Genomic DNA, 17,259 nt, shown 5'->3' with positions numbered 1-17,259 from the left:
TGCTCCTCTTTCTTGGCGGTTAGAGGGGGCCATGATGCTACCGTGGCTTGTCCTCTCACCGCCAAACTGAGTTGCACTTACGAGTTGAATTCAGGACGCTTTTAAAGTGACAGTCCCGGAGTGACGGGTTCAACGGCCCTTGCGGGCGGCGATGCGCAGGCGCAGGGCGTTGAGCTTGATGAAGCCGGCGGCGTCCTTCTGGTCGTAGGCGCCGGCGTCGTCCTCGAAGGTGGCGATGCTCTCGTCGAACAGGCTGTCGGTCTCGGAGCGGCGTCCGGCGACGATGACGTTGCCCTTGTAGAGCTTCACCCGCACCACGCCGTTCACCGTGGCCTGGGAGGCGTCGATCATCTCCTGCAGCATGCGCCGTTCGGGGCTCCACCAGTAGCCGTTGTAGATCAGGCTGGCGTAGCGCGGCATCAGCTCGTCCTTGAGGTGGGCCACCTCGCGATCCAGGGTCAGGGACTCCATCGCCCGGTGCGCCTTGAGCATGATGGTCCCGGCCGGGGTTTCGTAGCAGCCGCGGGACTTCATGCCCACGTAGCGGTTCTCCACGATATCGTCGCGGCCGATGCCGTTGGCCCCACCCACCTGGTTGAGGTACTCCATGACCCGGGCCGGGCTGGTGGGCCGGCCGTCGATGGCCACGATGTCGCCCTTCTCGAACGTGAGCTCGAGGTAGGTGGGTTCGTCCGGCGCCTTCTCCGGGGAGACGCTCCAGCGCCACATCTCCTCCTCCGGCTCGGCCCAGGGATCCTCGAGGATGCCGCCCTCGTAGGAGATGTGCAGCAGGTTGGCGTCCATCGAGTAGGGCGACTTCTTGCCGGCCTTGGCGAAGTCCACCGGAATCCCGTGGGTTTCGGCATAGGCCATGAGCTTCTCGCGGGAGAGGAGATCCCACTCGCGCCAGGGGGCGATGACCTTCACGTCGGGCTTCAGGGCGTAGGCGCCCAGCTCGAAGCGCACCTGGTCGTTGCCCTTGCCGGTGGCGCCGTGGGCGATGGCGTCGGCGCCGGTCTCGTTGACGATCTCCACCAGCCGCTTGGCGATGAGCGGACGGGCGATGGAGGTGCCGAGGAGGTACTCGCCCTCGTAGACGGCGTTGGCGCGGAACATGGGAAAGACGAAGTCGCGGGCGTACTCCTCGCGCAGGTCGTCGATGTAGATCTCCTTGACGCCCATCGCTTCCGCCTTGGCCCGGGCCGGCTCCAGCTCCTCCCCCTGGCCGATGTCCGCGGTGAAGGTCACCACCTCGCAGCCATAGGTCTCCTCCAGCCACTTCAGGATTACCGAGGTATCCAGACCGCCGGAGTAGGCCAGCACCACCTTCTTGATGTCCGACATTCCACTACTCTCCACTGAGTTGAGCCCGCACGCGGCCGGGAAGGACAGCTCCCCCCGCCGCAAAACAGTTATTTTACCAGTTGTACCGGGGGTGACGCTCGGTTTTCAGGGCATGGTTTCCATGCGCAGACGTTCACCGGGGAGACCGGCGGCGGCCAGCGCCTGCTCCAGGTCCCGGGTCGGATCCGCCGGGCCGGCCAGGTAGACGCGGGGCTCCGGCAGTGACTCCAGCCTCGCGAGCACGGCCAGTGCCTGCTCCGATGCTGTCAGTCGTCTGCCCCGGCCGGCATCCAGCACCAGTGGAACGAAGCGGAAGTCGTCCAGGGCATCCGCCCAGGATCGGCAGTAATTGGCCAGGTAGTGGCCGCCGGGGTGGATGGCGAACCAGATCAGCACCACCGGCTGCGGCAGTTCCAGGGCGATGGCGTGCTCGATGAGGCTCTTCATCGGCGCGAAGCCGGTATCCAGGGCCACCAGCACCAGCGGATTGGGATCCTCCTCGTCAAGAATGAATTCCCCGAACGGCCCCCGCAGCTCCACCGGGGCGGTAAACGCCGGGTCGTGAAAAACCCGTTCGGCGAAGGGATCGCGGGGATCCCGGCGCAGGTGGAACTGCAGCTGCATGCCGTTGCAGGGGCAGCTGGCCACCGGCAGCACCCGTGGCTGCAGCCCCCGCAGCTTCAGCTCGACGCTCTGGCCGGCCAGGAAGCGCAGCGTCCGGGTCCGCGGCGTGCGCAGATGCAGCACCCGGTAGTCGTCCGCCGGCGCATCCACACGGACGATGCGCGCCGTGAGCTGCTGCTCCGGGATATCCGCCGCGCTCCTCGCCTCGTGCGCCTCGATCTCGAGATCGCTGCCCGGACGGCTGCGGCACATGAGGGCGTAACCCTGCAGTCGCTCGGCATCGCCCACCACGTAGTCGTGGAACAGCTCTTCACCCACGCTGCCCGACACCACCCGCGCCAGGCATTCGCCGCAGGTACCCGTGGCGCAGCCGTGGTCCAGGTTCACACCGGAACGCAGGGCCGCCTCCAGGACGGTTTCCGTGGCTTCACACTCGAACGTGTGGCCGCTGGGCAGCATGCGGATGCGATGGGTCATGCCGGCTCAGCGATCCTCCATCCGTCCGGCCAGCCAGCAGCAGATGTCGGAAATGAGCATCCGCTGCTCCACGGTGACGGTCGGATGCAGCTCGTTCAGCTTGCGCACGAGGTCCTCCACGATCTGCCGGTACTTCCTGGCATGGTGCCGCTCGATGGACAGCTCCACGTCGAGCTTGTGCAACTGGGCGCCGAGGGCTTCCGGGTTGGGCGCCACCGCTTCCTGGACGCGGCGGGCGAAGGCGGTCTGGCGCAGGGTGCGGACATGCTCGAGGATCCCCGGCTCGTCGGTGAGCATTCCGGGGTAGCGCTCGCGCAGCGCCTCCACGTCCACCTGCCCCTCGAAGGTTTCCAGCTGGCCGTCGTGAACCAGTTCCTGCAGGGTATGCCGATCGATGCCCAGCATGCGCGCGGCGCGCGCCATGCCGATGAAATGAGCCATGCCCGTTCACCTCCATCCGCAGCCGGGCCGCGCCTGTTGTGTTCTGGTGTGCACGGCCGCCGGACCCGCGGGCCCGGCACCCACAGGATAGCGCAGGTTCTTCCCCGACAACCACGAAGCACTGGGATTGGCGATCAGCGGCACCGGAGGACAGGTCCCGGTCCCTGCCATGGGTCTCCACACCCCGGGAGCCCGCGGGCGTCGGCATGACGCCTCGTCATACCCGCACCTGCTTCATGTCCCGGGGGCATGAACACGCGTACCATCGGCGGTGCAGGGATGCGAAAATAGAAACCGAATTCCAGCGAGCGCAAGGACACCAGCCATGAAGCGCATCACCCTGATCCGTCCCGACGACTGGCACATCCACCTGCGCGATGGCGCGGCCCTGCAGACCACGGTCCCCCACGCGGCGCACCAGTTCGCCCGGGCCATCGTCATGCCCAATCTCCGTCCGCCCGTGACCACCACCGGCTCGGCCCGGGCCTATCGCGAGCGGATCCTGGCCGCGGTGCCGGCAGGGCTGGCCTTCGAGCCGTTGATGACCCTCTACCTGACCGACAACACCACGGCGGAGGAGATCCGGGCCGCCCGCGACAGCGGCATCGTCCACGGGGTGAAGCTCTACCCCGCCGGGGCCACCACCAATTCGGATTCCGGCGTGACTGATCTGGAGCGGGTCTACCCGGCGCTGGAGGCGATGGCGGAGACCGGCCTGCCGCTGCTCGTCCACGGAGAGGTCACCGGGCCGGAGGTGGACATCTTCGACCGCGAGCTGCGCTTCATCGAGGATCGCCTGGCGCCGCTGCTGCAGCGCTATCCGGGCCTGCGGGTGGTGCTGGAGCACATCACCACCCGCGACGCGGTGGAGTTCGTCCGCGCCGCGCCGGAGAGCGTCGCCGCCACCATCACCGCCCACCACCTCCTGCTCAACCGCAACCACATGCTGGTGGGCGGCATCCGCCCCCACCACTACTGCCTGCCGGTGCTGAAGCGCGAGACTCACCGCCAGGCCCTGGTGGAGGCGGCCACCAGCGGCGAGCCCCGATTCTTCCTCGGCACCGACAGCGCCCCCCACGCCCGCGAGGACAAGGAGAGCGCCTGCGGCTGCGCCGGCATGTATACCGCGCCGTCCGCCATCGAGCTCTACGCGGAGGCCTTCGATGCGGCCGGCGCCCTGGACCGGCTGGAGGACTTCGCCAGCCGCTTCGGCCCGGCCTTCTACGGCCTGCCCGTGAACGGCGACACCATCACCCTGGAGCAGACCGACTGGGAGCTGCCCACCTCCTACCCCTTCGGCGACACCAGCGTGGTGCCCCTGCGCGCCGGCGCCACCGTCCACTGGCGACGGGTTTGAGTTTTTATATTCATCCACAGATTACGCCGATTACGCAGATTGATCGCTGGTTTGGCCCGTCAGCCTTGCTGTCCCGCCTTTTCCACGAAAGTCTCGCCCAACCCGGCGTCGACTTATCCAATCCGGGTGGATTGTCGCGTCGGCCCTTCAGCCATCCGCAGAGACAATCGGCGTAATCGGCGTAATCTGCGGATAAACCAAAAAAAAAGCCCGGCGGATGCCGGGCTTTTCGGTACTGCGCGGGAAGTGGCGGCTCAGCTGCCGGTGGCGGCCTTGCGCTGCTCCTCGATGAACTTCTGCATGGCGGCCTGGTGCTGTTCCCAGGCGGCCTTCTGCTGCTCGCGCAGGGTGTCGTAGTCCACCCCCATGGCCTCGGCCATGGCGCGCTGATCGCGCTCGAAGCGCTCCGCCTGCAGGCGGTACATCTCGGCGTAGGCTTCCTGCACGGCCTTCCGGGACTCGATCTGCTGCGTCTGCCAGTCGGCGGCGTCACCGGTGTAGTTGACGGGCGCGAAGGCGTTGCGCTCGGCTTCCATCACCTTGGCGAACGCGGCGTGCTCGGCCTCCATCGACTCGCGGGCAGCGGCACGCTCCTGCTCCATCCGGGCCTTCATGGCCTCGCGGCGCTGGGCCATCTCCACCCGGCGCTGCTCACGCTGGGCCTCCAACTGGGCGCGATCGGCAGAGAACGCGTGGCCGGGGACGCTCACCTCGGTCGGGGCCGGCGCGGTCTCCTCGGCCAGAACCGGCTGCATGGCCAGCGCGGAAGCCGCAACCGCCGCAGCCAGGGCAGTCATATTGAAAAACTTCATGCTCGATATCCTCTTGTCCACAGTGATTGCGGTCTGTCAGCCTTCGGGACCCGGTCCTTCCAACTCCCGGACCGGTCCCGGAAGCGCAGGCGGGCCATGAAGGCCCGCCCGCTGCTCAGGACACGGTGTCCTTACTTGCTCTCGGCCTTGGGAGCAGCCGGAGCCACCGGGGCGACCGGGGCGACCGGGTAGCCGTAAGGCGCGCCGTAGCCGTAGGGGGCACCATAGCCGTAGGGGCCGTAGCCACCGTAGTAGGGGTAGCCGTAGCCACCGTAGGGGTAGCCGTAGCCACGGCCGTAACCGGAGCCGGAACCGTGCATGGAGAAGTCCATGTCACCCCAGCCGTCACCCCAGCCGTTCCAGGGACCGCCACCCCAACCCGGACCCCACCAGGCCTGGGCGGAGGAGAGAGGCAGCGCAGCGGCGCCGGCGATCACAGCAGCAGCAGCAATCTTGGTGAGCTTCTTCATGATAGAATCTCCCTAGCAGACGTTGTTGGTTTAGTTCGATACTTGGCTTTGCAAGTATTCGTGGTTCATTATATTAGCGGTTTTGCATATTAGCCAATAGTAATTTTTAATCGGCCGATTACCATCCATCGCCTGCGCTTATCCTGCTTCGCCAATCGTAAACCCGCCACGCTTCCGCTATCCTGCCCTGATGAGTGATTCGCGCCCCATAGCCCTGCGTTTTCGCGGCTTCCTGCCCGTCGTGGTCGACGTGGAGACCGGTGGTTTCAATCCCCGCCGCGACGCGCTCCTCGAGATCGCCGCCGTCCTCCTGACGATGGACTCCGAGGGAACCCTGCGGCCCGCGGAGACCATCCACGCCCACGTGGAACCGTTCCCGGGGGCGAACATCGAGCAGTCGGCCCTGGACTTCACCGGCATCGATCCCTACCACCCGTTCCGCTTCGCCGTTTCGGAAAAGGATGCGCTGGAACGCATCTTCCAGCCGGTGCGCAAGGCCATCCGCGACAACCAGTGCACACGGGCGGTGCTGGTGGGCCACAATCCGTTCTTCGATCTCGCCTTCCTCAAGGCCGCGGTGGACCGCTGCAAGATCAAGCGCAACCCCTTCCACCCCTTCACCACCTTCGACACGGCCACCCTGGGCGGCCTGGCCTACGGCCAGACGGTGCTGGCCAGGGCCGTCAAGGCGGCCGGCTTCGACTGGGACAGCAACGAGGCGCACTCGGCCCGCTACGACACCGAGCGCACCGCGGAGCTGTTCTGCACGGTGGTCAACCGCTGGCACAGCAGCGTCGGCGTGCCGAGGCTGGAGATGCCGGACGGCGGCGGGGAGCCGGAGTCGGAGGAGCCGGAGGAGACCGGGGAGGTCGAAGATTGAGGAATGCCGGACGGCGGGTCCGGTCGGAGACTGTTCCGTGTTCCGTGTTCCGTGTTCCGTGAGTGCGTGAGTGCGTGAGTGTGTGACCCCTCACCCCTCACCCCTCACCCCTCACCCCTCACCCCTCACCCCTCACCCCTCACCCTTAACCCTTTTCCACTAATACTCCACCTGCACGCTGCCGACGCCCAGCTCCCGCAGCCGCTCGATGAGCGCGTCGGTGGGATGGACCCGCCAGGCCTCGCCCAGCTCGAGCATGGCGCTCGCTCCGCTGCCGCGGTACTCGATCCAGACCGGGCATTGGCCCTCCCGGAACGGCGCCAGGACTTTCTGCAGCCCGCCGATGAATCCGTTGCCGGCACGGGCGGCATCCACCTGCAGGCGCAGGCGCCGGGCGTGGACCTCGCGCGCCTCGTCCATGTCCATCACCCGCCGTCCGCTCATCTTGTAGCCGCCCGAGTAGTCATCCACGCTGACCTCCCCCTCCACCACCACCACCCGGTCCTTGGCGATGCGGTCCCGCTGGGTATCGTAGACGTCGGAGAACAGAGCCAGCTCGATGCGGCCGCTGCGGTCGTCCAGGGTCACGAAAGCCATCCGATCCCCGCGCCGGGTGTTCATGGTGCGCATGGCCACGATGAGCCCGGCCACCCAGACAGTCTGGTTGCGGTTCGGGTGCAGGTCGGCGATGCGCATCGTATGCATGCGCTTCAGTTCAGGCAGGAAGCGTTCGATGGGATGGCCGGTGAGATAGAGCCCCAGGGTCTCCTTCTCGCCCTGCAGACGCTGCTCCTCGGGCCACTCGGGGACCTGTGACAAGGCGACGGCGGCCGTCTGGACGGCGCCCCCGAAGAGATCGTTCTGGCCCAGGGCCTGGTCCCGGCCGCTCTGCTCCGCGGCCTGCAGCGCATTGCCCAGGTTCTCCATCAGGGTGGCGCGGTTGCCCCCCAGGCTGTCCAGCGCACCGGCCCGGATGAGCGCCTCCAGCACCCTGCGGTTGGCGCGCTTGAGGTCGATGCGCCGGCAGAAGTCGAACAGGTCGCTGAACGGGCCATCCGCTGCCCGCGCCTCCAGGATCCCCTCGATCGCCCCCTCACCCACCCCCTTGATGGCGCCCAGGCCGTAGATCACGGTGCGCTCGTCGCGCACGGTGAAGCGGTACTGGCCCGAGTTCACATCCGGCGGCTCCACGGCGAGGGTCATGTCGTGGCACTCGTCGATGAAGGTGACCACCTTGTCGGTGTTGTCCATGTCCGAGGAGAGCACCGCGGCCATGAAGGCCGCCGGGTAGTGGGCCTTGAGCCAGGCGGTCTGGTAGGAGACCAGGGCGTAGGCGGCGGAGTGGGACTTGTTGAAGCCGTAGCCGGCGAACTTCTCCATCAGGTCGAAGATGTAGGTGGCGGTCTTCTCCTCCACCCCCCGCTCCAGTGCGCCCGTGGTGAAGATTTCGCGCTGCTTGGCCATCTCCTCGGCCTTCTTCTTGCCCATCGCCCGGCGCAGCAGGTCGGCGCCGCCCAGCGTGTAGCCCGCCAGCACCTGGGCGATCTGCATCACCTGCTCCTGGTAGAGGATGACGCCGTAGGTGGGCTTGAGGATGGGTTCCAGGTCGGGATGGGGATACTCCACCTTGGCCCGGCCGTGCTTGCGGTTGATGAAGTCGTCCACCATGCCCGACTGCAGCGGGCCGGGGCGGAACAGGGCCACCAGCGCCACGATGTCCTCGAAGCAGTCGGGCTGCAGGCGCTTGATGAGGTCCTTCATGCCCCGGGACTCGAGCTGGAACACCGCGGTGGTGGCGCAGTCCTTGAGCAGCCGGTAGCTGGCCGGATCGTCCATGGGGATCAGGGTGATGTCGAGCGGCGCCTCGCCTGCCACCCGGCGCTGCTGGTCGATGGTCTGCACCGCCCAGTCGATGATGGTCAGCGTGCGCAGCCCCAGGAAGTCGAACTTCACCAGCCCCACCGCCTCCACGTCGTCCTTGTCGAACTGGGAGACCAGGCTCTGCCCGCCGGCTTCGCAGTAGAGCGGGGTGAACTCGGTGAGCGGGGTGGGCGCGATGACCACGCCGCCGGCGTGCTTGCCGGCATTGCGGGAGAGCCCCTCGAGCTTGCGCGCCATGTCGAGGATGGCGCGCACGTCCTCATCCTCCTCGTAGCGCCGGCGCAGCTCCTCCTCCTGCTCCAGCGCCTTGTCCAGGGTGATGCCGAGCTCGAAGGGGATGAGCTTGGCCAGCTTGTCCACGAAGCCGTAGGGCTGACCCATCACCCGGCCCACGTCGCGCACCACGGCCTTGGCCGCCATGGAGCCGTAGGTGATGATCTGCGAGACGTGGTCGCGGCCGTACTTCTGGGCCACGTAATCGATGACCCGATCGCGGTTCTCCATGCAGAAGTCCACGTCGAAGTCGGGCATGGAGACGCGTTCCGGGTTGAGGAAGCGCTCGAACAGCAGGTCGTACCTGAGAGGGTCCAGGTCGGTGATCTTGAGCGCGTAGGCCACCAGCGACCCGGCGCCGGAGCCGCGCCCCGGCCCCACCGGGATGGCGTTGTTCTTGGCCCACTGGATGAAGTCGGCGACGATGAGGAAGTAGCCGGGGAAGCCCATCTGGTTGATAACCCCGAGCTCCCGCTCCAGGCGCTCGTCGTAGGGCCGGCGCCGCTCGGCGAAATCGGGCGCGCCGGCGTCCAGCAACACCCGCAGGCGCTGCTCCAGCCCCTCGCGCGCCGCACGGGCGAAGTACTCCTCCATGGTCAGCCCGGCGGGGATGTCGAACTCGGGCAGGAAATACTCCCCCAGGCGCAGCTCCAGGTTGCAGCGCCGGGCGATCTCCACGGCATTCTCGAGCGCCTCGGGCAGGTCGGCGAACAGTTCCGCCATCTCCGCCGGGCTCTTCAGGTACTGCTGGTCGGTATAGTTGCGGGGACGGCGGGGGTCATCGAGGGTGCGCCCGTCGTGGATGCAGACGCGCACCTCGTGGGCCTCGTGATCGGACGCGGCCAGGAACCGGACGTCATTGCTCGCGACCACCGGCACGTTCCGCTCCGCCGCCAACCCCACGGCCGCGTTGAGATACTCGTCCTCGCCCGCGCGCCCGGTCCGCTGCAGCTCCAGGTAGTAGCGGTCGGGGAACAGGGCCAGCCACTCGTCCAGGATCTGGGCGGCCGTCTCCCGGTGCCCCCCGCGCAGCGCCAGGCCCACGTCGCCCTCGCGGCCGCCGGAGAGCGCGATCAGCCCCCCGGTTCTGCCCGGGAACCACTCCCGGCGCAGGATGGGCACCCCGCGGCGCTGGTTGTCGAGGTAGGCGCGGGAGACGAGCACGCTGAGGTTGCGGTAGCCCCCGGCATCCATGCACAGCAGCACCATGCGCGCCGGCTGGTTCGGATCCTGGGGGTTCTCCACCCAGGCATCCACGCCGATGATGGGCTTGACCCCCGCCGCCATGGCCGCCTTGTAGAACTTCACCATGGCGAACAGGTTGCCCTGGTCGGTCACGGCGACCGCGGGCATCCCGGCCGCGCGCGCGGCCTTCACCAGCGCTTTGACGCGGATGAGGCCGTCCACGAGGGAGTACTCGGAGTGCAGGTGCAGATGGACGAAACCGGCGCTCATCGTCGGAGGTTCTTCCTGGCTAGGTGCGGGACTGTATTGAACCACGAAGGCACGAAGGGTTCACAGGGTGGGGAATAGGCGTTCGCAATGCACCACTGACCGCGGAAGGTCGTCCTGCTCGTACATGTCGAGAAATGCACTGCACGCCAATCCGTTAGGTTTCTTCGTGTCCTTCGTGCCTTCGTGGTGAAGTGACGGATTCCCGTCACAGCCCGAGCGCGCGGCGCACGGGGGCAAAGGAGCGGCGGTGCTCGGGACAGGGGCCGAGGCGGGCCAGCGCCTCCAGGTGGACGGCCGTGGGATAGCCCTTGTGGGCGGCGAAACCGTAGCCGGGGTAGTCCCCATCGAGGCGGACGCAGTCGGCGTCACGGGCCACCTTGGCGAGGATGGAAGCGGCGCTGATCGCCGCCACGCTGGCATCCCCGCCCACCACCGCCTCGACCGGACAGGGCAGGACCGGGCAGCGGTTGCCGTCCACCAGCACCCGCTCCGCGGCGGGCTCCAGGCCGGCCACGGCGCGCTGCATGGCCAGCAGGGTGGCATGGAGGATGTTGAGACGGTCAATCTCCGCCGGGCTGGCGCTCGCCACGGCCCAGGCCAGGGCGCGGTCGCGGATGAGCGCGGCCAGGGCCTCGCGCCGGCGGGCGCTGAGACGCTTGGAATCCGCCAGCCCCTCGATGGGCCGCGCCGGGTCGAGGATGACCGCGGCCGCCACCACCGGCCCCACCAGCGGTCCCCGCCCGGCCTCGTCCACGCCCGCCACGCGCAAACCCTGCACACTTTCCATCAACGTCAGCTGTCGCATCATCCCCCCCCGGAGTGAGCCGTTTCCCGCGCGGGCATCGCCGGGCGTCCCGTCTTCAGCGGCCTGTTACGGATGCCGAACGATCATCCACCAGCGCCAGGATGGCCGCCGCCGCCTCGGTGCTGGCATCACGGCGCAGCAGCTCGTGCAGGCGGGTGAATTCCTGTGCCAGCATCTCGCGGCGGGCGCCGTCGGTCAGCTCCCGCAACAGGGCCGGGCCGAGATGCTCGGGCGTCACCCGGTCCTGGATGAACTCGGGCACCAGCGGCCGCCCGGCGAGATGGTTGGGCAGGCTGAATCGGTCCACCCGCATCAGCGGCCTGACCAGCAAGGCGGTCAGGCGGGCGACACGATAGGCCACCACCATCGGGCGCTTCAGCAGCATCGCCTCCAGCGCCGCGGTGCCGGAGGCCAGCAGCACGGCATCGGCGGCGGTCATCGCCTCCCGGCTCCGGCCGTCGAGGAAGGTCACGTCGAGGCCCTGCCCATGGGTCTCCCGGGCCGCGCGCACCACCGCGCCGACCCGCTCGTTCACCAGCGGCACCACGAACCGCAGGCCGGGGCGGCGGCGGGCCAGCCAGGCGGCCGTGGCGAAGAAGTCCGCCGCGAGCTTCCGCACCTCGCCCAGCCGGCTGCCGGGCAGCAGCGCCACCACCTCCCCGTCCGCGTCCAGTCCGAGTTCCCGGCGGGCGCCGTCCCGATCGGGCCGCAGCGGAAACTCGAAGGCCAGCGGATGTCCCACGTAGCGTACCGCGAGTCCGTGCTCCCGGTAGAACGCCGCCTCGAAGGGGAAGAGGGTCAGCATCAGGTCGGTGGAGCGGGCGATTCTGCGCACCCGGTAGCTGCGCCAGGCCCATACGGAGGGGCTGACGTAGTGGACCACGGGGATCCCCGCGGCCTTCAGCCGGCGCTCGATGGCCAGGTTGAAATCGGGGGCGTCGACCCCGATGAAGACATCCGGGGGGTGCGCCAGGAAATGACGGATGAGCTCCCGGCGGAACCGGCTCAGCTCGCGGTAGCGGCCCAGCACCTCCACCAGGCCCATCACCGAGAGCCGATCCATGGGACCCAGGCTGCCGCAGCCGGCCGCCTCCATCCGTGGTCCGGCCACCCCCTCGCAGGAAACCTTACGGCGGCTGGCCAGCGCCCGGACCAGTCCGGCGCCGAGGAGATCGCCCGATGCCTCCCCCGCCACGATGCCCACCCGCAGCGGCCGCGCTTCGGTCCCCGGGCCCGGCCCGCCGCCGGTGGCCGTCATCAGCGCACGATGCCGCGGCTGGTGCGCTCCAGGAAGTCCACCAGCAGCCGCACTTCGTCCGAATCCCCCGCCAGCACCCGCAGCTGTTCCAGGGCATCGGCCAGGGTCAGGTTGCGGCGGAAGAGGATGCGGTAGGCTTCACGCAGCTGGCGCAACGCCCGGTCGCTGAAACCGCGCCGGCGCAGCCCCTCGCTGTTGAGACCGCGCGCCCGGGCGCTGTCGCCGGCGACGGTGACATAGGGAGGGACATCCTGGCGCACGACCGAACACATGGAGAGAAAACTGTGGGCGCCGATGGCCACGAACTGGTGGATGGCGGAGAAGCCGCCCAGAATCGCCCAGTCGCCCACTTCCACGTGGCCGGCCAGCGAGGCATTGTTGGCGAAGATGGTGTGATCGCCCACCTGGCAGTCGTGGGCGATGTGGCAGTAGGCCATGATCCAGTTGTCATCGCCGACACGGGTGACCCCGCCGCCCTGCTCCGTACCGCGGTTGATGGTGCAGCTTTCGCGGATCACGTTGCCGTCGCCGATCTCCAGGCGGGTCGGTTCGCCCGCGTACTTCTTGTCCTGGGGATCGTCGCCCACGGACGCGAACTGGAAAATCCGGTTGTCGCGGCCGATGCGGGTGGGCCCCTTGATGACCACGTGGGAGGCGATCCGGGTGCCGGCATCGATCTGCACACCCGGACCGATCAGGGTCCAGGGTCCAACCTCCACATCGGACGCCAGTTCGGCCTTGGGGTCGATGATGGCGCTGGGATGGATCAACGCTTCATTTCCCTCTGTGCGCACATGATGTCGGCGCTGGCCGCCAGCTTGCCGTCCACCTTCGCCTCGCCGGTGAACTTCCACACGCCGCGCATCGAGCGGACGTACTTGACCTCGAGCCGCATCTGGTCGCCCGGCATCACCGGCTGCTTGAACCGCGCGTTGTCGATGCCCACGAAATAGAAAATCGTGTCATCGTCCGGCAGTACATCCATGGTCCGGAAGGTCAGCAGGCCGCAGGCCTGTGCCAGCGCCTCCAGGATCAGCACCCCGGGCATGACCGGGTGGTGCGGGAAATGTCCCGGAAAAAACGGTTCGTTGATGGTGACGTTCTTGATCGCCACCAACGACTCGCCGGGCGTGCACTCGATGACCCGGTCCACCAGCAGGAACGGGTACCGATGCGGGAGGTGGCGAAGCACCTCATGGACATCCATCGTCGTCAAATTCTTCACCCTTCGTTCGTGTTGAGCCGCTCGAGCCGTTTCTCCAGCTCGCGCAGACGCCTGGCCATGTCATCGAGCTGCTTGAACCGTACCGAGCTCTTGCGCCAGTCGCGATTGTCCATGAGCGGGGTCCCGGAGGAGTAGACACCGGGTTCGGTCAGGCTGTGGGTCACCATGGACATGCCGGTGACGTGGACGTTGTCGGCGATCTCGAGGTGTCCCACGATGCCGACGCCGCCTGCCAGCGTGCAATGCCGGCCGATACGCGCGCTGCCGGCGATGCCGACGCACCCGGCCGCGGCGGAGTGGGCGCCGATCTGGACGTTGTGGGCCACCATGATGAGGTTGTCGAGCTTGACCCCCTCCTCGATGACGGTGTCTTCCAGCGCCCCCCTGTCGATGGTGGTGTTGGCGCCGACTTCAACGTCATCGCCGATGATCACCCGCCCCAGCTGCGGTATCTTCACCCAGCGTCCGTGTTCGTTCGCGAATCCGAAACCGTCACCGCCGATGACCGCCCCGGAATGGATGAGGACCCGGTTGCCGATCCGGGTGTCGTGGTAGAGGGTGACGTTGGGCATCAACCGGGTACCGATCCCGAGGACCGTGTCCCGGCCTATGAAACACCCCGCCCCCACGACCACACCGGCAGCGAGCCGCACACCGGCCTCCACCACGCAGTGCGGTCCGACCGCGGCCGTCGCGTCCACCTCCGCCGCCGGATCCACGACGGCGGTGGGATGGATGCCCGCCGCTGTCGGAGGCGGCGGATAGAGCGCCTCCGCCACCCGCGCGTAGGCGAGGTAGGGGTCCTTGACCAGCAGGACATTGCCCGGGTACCCCTCCGCATCCGCCGGCCGCAGAATGACCGCCCCGGCGTCGGTGGCGTCCAGGTAGGAACGGTAGCGGGGGTTGGCGAGAAAGCTGATCTGCCCGGCTCCGGCGCCCTGCAGCGGCGCCACGCCGTGGATCCGGGCATCCGGATCCCCCCGCAGCTCGCAGGCAAGCAGCTCAGCGAGCTCCCGCAGGCTCAGACCGCGGTCCTCTCCCACCGCCAACCTCAGCGGGCCTTGAGCAGGCGCTGCACCACGTCCTCGGTGATATCCACCCGCTTGCTGGAGTAGATCACGTTGGCGTTGGTGAGGATGACATCGAAATTCTGCTCCTTCGCCAGCGACTCGATTGCATCGCTGATCTGGCGCTGCAGCTTCGACAGCTCCTCGTTGCGGCGGATGTTGAGATCGTCGCGGAACTCGTCCTGGGCGCGCTTGACGTCGCGGCGGGTGGAGAGAATGTCCCGCTCCAGGCTCCGGCGCTGGTCGTCGCTCATCACCGCACCGTCGCGCGAGAGGCGGTCCTCCATCTGCTTGAGCTGCTTCTGCTGCGCCACCAGCTCGTCATTGCGGGGGGCGAACTCCTTCTCCAGCTTGCTGCGGGCGGCTTCCGCCTGCGGGGCCTTCTCCATCACCGCCGCGGCATTCACCACGCCGATCTTGAGTTCGGCCGCGCCCGCGGCTGCAGCGGCGCCCAGGGACAACGCCAAGGTTGCGATCACGGCGGTTCGTTTGATGCGGTTGTGCAATGCCATAGTCATCCTGTCACGAGTCTAGAAAGTGGCGCCCAGGGAGAACTGAAACTGCTGCGTCTGGTCATCGTCCTGGGCATTGAGGGGCTGTGCGAGGCTGAAGGTCAACGCCCCCAGCGGTGAGACCCATACCAGAGCAACGCCGGCGGAGTAACGCAGCTCGCCGACATCGAAGTTGTCATCATAGGTGCTGTAGACGTTGCCGGCATCGATGAAGGCGCTGGTGCGCACCGACTGGACATCGGCGAGGAACGGCGCGGGGAAGATCACGTTCGCGCTGCCCACCAGCTTGAAGTTGCCGCCGATGGGGTCGTTGTCCGGCGTCGAGCGCGGCCCCAGGCTGTTGTCCTCGTAACCGTGCACGGTGGCCGGGCCGCCGGCATAGAAGTTCTCGAAGAAGGGCAGCTCCTGGGTATCCCCGTAGCCGTCGCCGTAGGCCACGTCGCCCTGGAGCAGCAGCGTCCAGTCCTTGATGAACAGGGGCCGGTACCACTCGTGGCGATAGCCGACCGTGTAGTACTCCAGGTCCAGTCCCGGCACGGCCAGCTCGGCGGTGAACCGCTGCAGCACGCCCCGATCGGGGAACAGGGCCCGGTTGCGGGTGTCGTGGGCCCAGCTGGCGGTGAGGGTGGCGCTGAGGTAGGACTCGCTGTCGTTGTAATCCGTCGCCATACCGTCCCAGTCGGGATTGACGAACAGGATCTGGTGATCCTGGGCGTCCTCGGCCAGCTTCAGGGTGAGGTTGCGCAGGTTGGCGCCGAGCCGCACCGTGTCGAACTCGTTGATGGGCACCCCGAAGGTGACCCCGCCGCCGAAGGCGTCGGTGGTGTAGTCGGAAACGTTGGCCTCGCCCGCGTCGGTCTCGCGGTAGTAGAGGTTGAAGCCGCGGCTGACCCCGTCGATGGTGTAGTAGGGATTGGTATAGCCGAAGCTGTAGACCGTGTTGGAGCTGGAGTTGTTGAACTCGAAGCTGACCCGCTTGCCGGTGCCGAGGAAGTTGTCCTGGCTCACGCTGGAGCTGAGGATGAAGCCCTGGGACTGGGAGTAGCCGACGCCGGCCATCAGGTTGCCCGAGGGCTGCTCCTCGACGGTGAAGTTGACGTCCACCTGGTCGGTGGTTCCGGCCACGGGGGGCGTCTCCACCGCCACGCTCTGGAAATAGCCGAGGCGCTCCAGCCGGGTACGCGAGCGCTTCACCTTCTCGGTGTCGATCCAGGCGCCTTCCATCTGCCGCATCTCGCGGCGGAGCACCTCGTCGGCGGTCTTGGTGTTGCCCGCCATGTTGATGCGCCGGACATAGGCACGCTTGCCCGGGTCCACGAACAGGGTCAGGGTGACCTGGCGGTTTTCGCTGTCGATGTCCGGAATCGCGTTGACGTTCGCGAAGGCGTAACCCTCCGCGCCCAGGCGCTCGGTCAGCGCGGAGGTGCTCTGGGTCACCGCCTTGCGGGAGAAGACGTCGCCCTCGCGCAGGGTGACCAGCTCGCCCAGGTCGTCGGCCGGGACGATGAGCTCGCCGGCGAGCTTCACTTCCTTGATGGTGTAGACATCCCCCTCGTCCACATTGATGGTGATGTAGACGTCCTGCTTGTCGGGGGTAAGGGAGACCTGGGCGGAGGTGATGTTGAAATTGATGTAGCCGCGGTCAAGGTACCAGGAGCGCAGACGCTCAAGGTCGGCGCCCAGCTTCTGCTTCGAGTACTGGTCGTTCTTGGAGATGAACGAGGTCCAGCCGCTGGTTTCGAGCTCGAACTGATCCAGCAGTTCGTCGTCCTCGAATGCCTCGTTGCCGACGATGTTGATGCGCTTGATCTTGGCGACCCGCCCCTCGGAGATGTTCAGGTCGATGGCCACGCGGTTGCGCGGCAGCGGCGTGACGGTGGTCTCGATGCGCACCGCGTACTTGCCACGGCTGTAGTAGAGCTGCTTGAGCTCGTTCTCCACCTTGTCCAGCACCGACTGGTCATAGACCCGGCCCTCGGCGAAGCCCACCTGCTTCAGGGCGTCGAGCAGCTGTTCGGAGTCGATATCCTTGTTGCCGTCGATCTTGATGCTGGTGATCGCCGGCCGCTCCTGCACCGCCACCACCAGCACGCCGTTGTCCCGCTCCATGCGGACATCGCGGAAGAAGCCGGTCCGGTAGAGGGTGCGCACGGCGTCGGCGGTGGCCTGCTCATCGACACTGTCGCCGACCCGGATGGGCAGGTAGTTGAACACGGTCCCGGCGGATATGCGCTGCAGCCCTTCGATGCGGATGTCCCGGACAACGAATGTCTCGGCGGACACCGCACTGCTCAGGAGTCCGCCCAACGCCATGGAGAGTGCTATCTTCTTTAGTTTTTTCACAGAGTTACGATCCATCGGCCGGTGTGTTGCCTAGC

15 protein-coding genes are annotated in these 17,259 nt (G+C 67.4%); 2 read left to right on the top strand and 13 right to left on the bottom strand.

Annotation, left to right across the window (positions count from 1 at the left end; genetic code table 11):
* Positions 1 to 129 precede the first annotated feature (129 nt).
* The 3 genes from DFQ59_RS18210 to DFQ59_RS18200 all read right to left on the bottom strand — a co-directional run bounded on the left by DFQ59_RS18210 (position 130) and on the right by DFQ59_RS18200 (position 2,886).
* Positions 130 to 1,344: an argininosuccinate synthase gene (locus DFQ59_RS18210; RefSeq protein WP_114281160.1), complete on the bottom strand. Its 1,215-nt coding sequence runs from the start codon at positions 1,342 to 1,344 to the stop codon at positions 130 to 132.
* A 105-nt stretch (positions 1,345 to 1,449) separates the two neighbouring features.
* Positions 1,450 to 2,445, bottom strand: coding sequence for a 2Fe-2S iron-sulfur cluster-binding protein (locus tag DFQ59_RS18205; protein WP_114281159.1), 996 nt, complete (start codon positions 2,443 to 2,445; stop codon positions 1,450 to 1,452).
* Between the two features lie 6 nt (positions 2,446 to 2,451).
* The gene (locus tag DFQ59_RS18200; protein WP_114281158.1) at positions 2,452 to 2,886 is read right to left on the bottom strand and encodes a hypothetical protein; all 435 of its coding nucleotides are present in this window, start codon (positions 2,884 to 2,886) and stop codon (positions 2,452 to 2,454) included.
* Between the two features lie 325 nt (positions 2,887 to 3,211).
* Here DFQ59_RS18200 and pyrC point away from each other — a divergent pair, with 325 nt between their 5' ends.
* The gene (gene pyrC, locus DFQ59_RS18195; RefSeq protein ID WP_114281157.1) at positions 3,212 to 4,243 is read left to right on the top strand and encodes a dihydroorotase; all 1,032 of its coding nucleotides are present in this window, start codon (positions 3,212 to 3,214) and stop codon (positions 4,241 to 4,243) included.
* Between the two features lie 254 nt (positions 4,244 to 4,497).
* Here the strand turns inward: pyrC and DFQ59_RS18190 are convergent, their stop codons facing one another.
* Complete coding sequence (locus tag DFQ59_RS18190; protein ID WP_114281156.1) at positions 4,498 to 5,055, bottom strand: hypothetical protein; 558 nt, start codon at positions 5,053 to 5,055, stop codon at positions 4,498 to 4,500.
* 131 nt (positions 5,056 to 5,186) lie between these two features.
* Positions 5,187 to 5,525, bottom strand: coding sequence for a sulfur globule family protein (locus DFQ59_RS18185; RefSeq protein WP_114281155.1), 339 nt, complete (start codon positions 5,523 to 5,525; stop codon positions 5,187 to 5,189).
* 190 nt (positions 5,526 to 5,715) lie between these two features.
* On the opposite strand from DFQ59_RS18185, the gene rnt reads away from it, so the two are divergent.
* Positions 5,716 to 6,405, top strand: a complete 690-nt coding sequence (gene rnt / locus DFQ59_RS18180) for a ribonuclease T (RefSeq protein WP_114281154.1) — start codon at positions 5,716 to 5,718, stop codon at positions 6,403 to 6,405.
* A 159-nt stretch (positions 6,406 to 6,564) separates the two neighbouring features.
* On the opposite strand, the gene dnaE is transcribed toward rnt, so the two are convergent.
* The 8 genes from dnaE to bamA form a co-directional block, all read right to left on the bottom strand.
* Positions 6,565 to 10,014 carry a DNA polymerase III subunit alpha gene (gene dnaE, locus DFQ59_RS18175; RefSeq protein ID WP_114281153.1) on the bottom strand — a complete coding sequence of 1,150 codons (3,450 nt, stop codon included), beginning with the start codon at positions 10,012 to 10,014 and terminating at the stop codon, positions 6,565 to 6,567.
* A 205-nt stretch (positions 10,015 to 10,219) separates the two neighbouring features.
* Positions 10,220 to 10,822, bottom strand: a complete 603-nt coding sequence (gene rnhB, locus DFQ59_RS18170) for a ribonuclease HII (protein ID WP_425451048.1) — start codon at positions 10,820 to 10,822, stop codon at positions 10,220 to 10,222.
* Between the two features lie 52 nt (positions 10,823 to 10,874).
* Positions 10,875 to 12,077, bottom strand: coding sequence for a lipid-A-disaccharide synthase (gene lpxB / locus DFQ59_RS18165; RefSeq protein ID WP_114281152.1), 1,203 nt, complete (start codon positions 12,075 to 12,077; stop codon positions 10,875 to 10,877).
* Positions 12,077 to 12,847: an acyl-ACP--UDP-N-acetylglucosamine O-acyltransferase gene (gene lpxA, locus DFQ59_RS18160; protein ID WP_114281151.1), complete on the bottom strand. Its 771-nt coding sequence runs from the start codon at positions 12,845 to 12,847 to the stop codon at positions 12,077 to 12,079. Before lpxA ends, lpxB begins: the two co-directional genes overlap by 1 nt.
* Positions 12,844 to 13,293 carry a 3-hydroxyacyl-ACP dehydratase FabZ gene (fabZ, locus tag DFQ59_RS18155; RefSeq protein WP_114281168.1) on the bottom strand — a complete coding sequence of 150 codons (450 nt, stop codon included), beginning with the start codon at positions 13,291 to 13,293 and terminating at the stop codon, positions 12,844 to 12,846. Before fabZ ends, lpxA begins: the two co-directional genes overlap by 4 nt.
* A 5-nt stretch (positions 13,294 to 13,298) precedes the next feature.
* On the bottom strand, positions 13,299 to 14,345 hold the full coding sequence (lpxD, locus tag DFQ59_RS18150; RefSeq protein WP_245937320.1) for a UDP-3-O-(3-hydroxymyristoyl)glucosamine N-acyltransferase: 1,047 nt from the start codon (positions 14,343 to 14,345) through the stop codon (positions 13,299 to 13,301).
* 8 nt (positions 14,346 to 14,353) lie between these two features.
* Positions 14,354 to 14,848, bottom strand: coding sequence for an OmpH/Skp family outer membrane protein (locus tag DFQ59_RS18145; RefSeq protein WP_245937319.1), 495 nt, complete (start codon positions 14,846 to 14,848; stop codon positions 14,354 to 14,356).
* A 51-nt stretch (positions 14,849 to 14,899) separates the two neighbouring features.
* The gene (bamA, locus tag DFQ59_RS18140) at positions 14,900 to 17,239 is read right to left on the bottom strand and encodes an outer membrane protein assembly factor BamA (protein WP_114281149.1); all 2,340 of its coding nucleotides are present in this window, start codon (positions 17,237 to 17,239) and stop codon (positions 14,900 to 14,902) included.
* Positions 17,240 to 17,259: the final 20 nt, after the last annotated feature.

Origin of the sequence: Thioalbus denitrificans (assembly GCF_003337735.1) — a bacterium.
GTDB classification, from domain to species: Bacteria; Pseudomonadota; Gammaproteobacteria; order DSM-26407; family DSM-26407; genus Thioalbus; species Thioalbus denitrificans.
The sequence above is the reverse complement of the archived record's forward strand: the minus strand, read 5'-3'. Positions and strand labels throughout refer to the sequence as shown.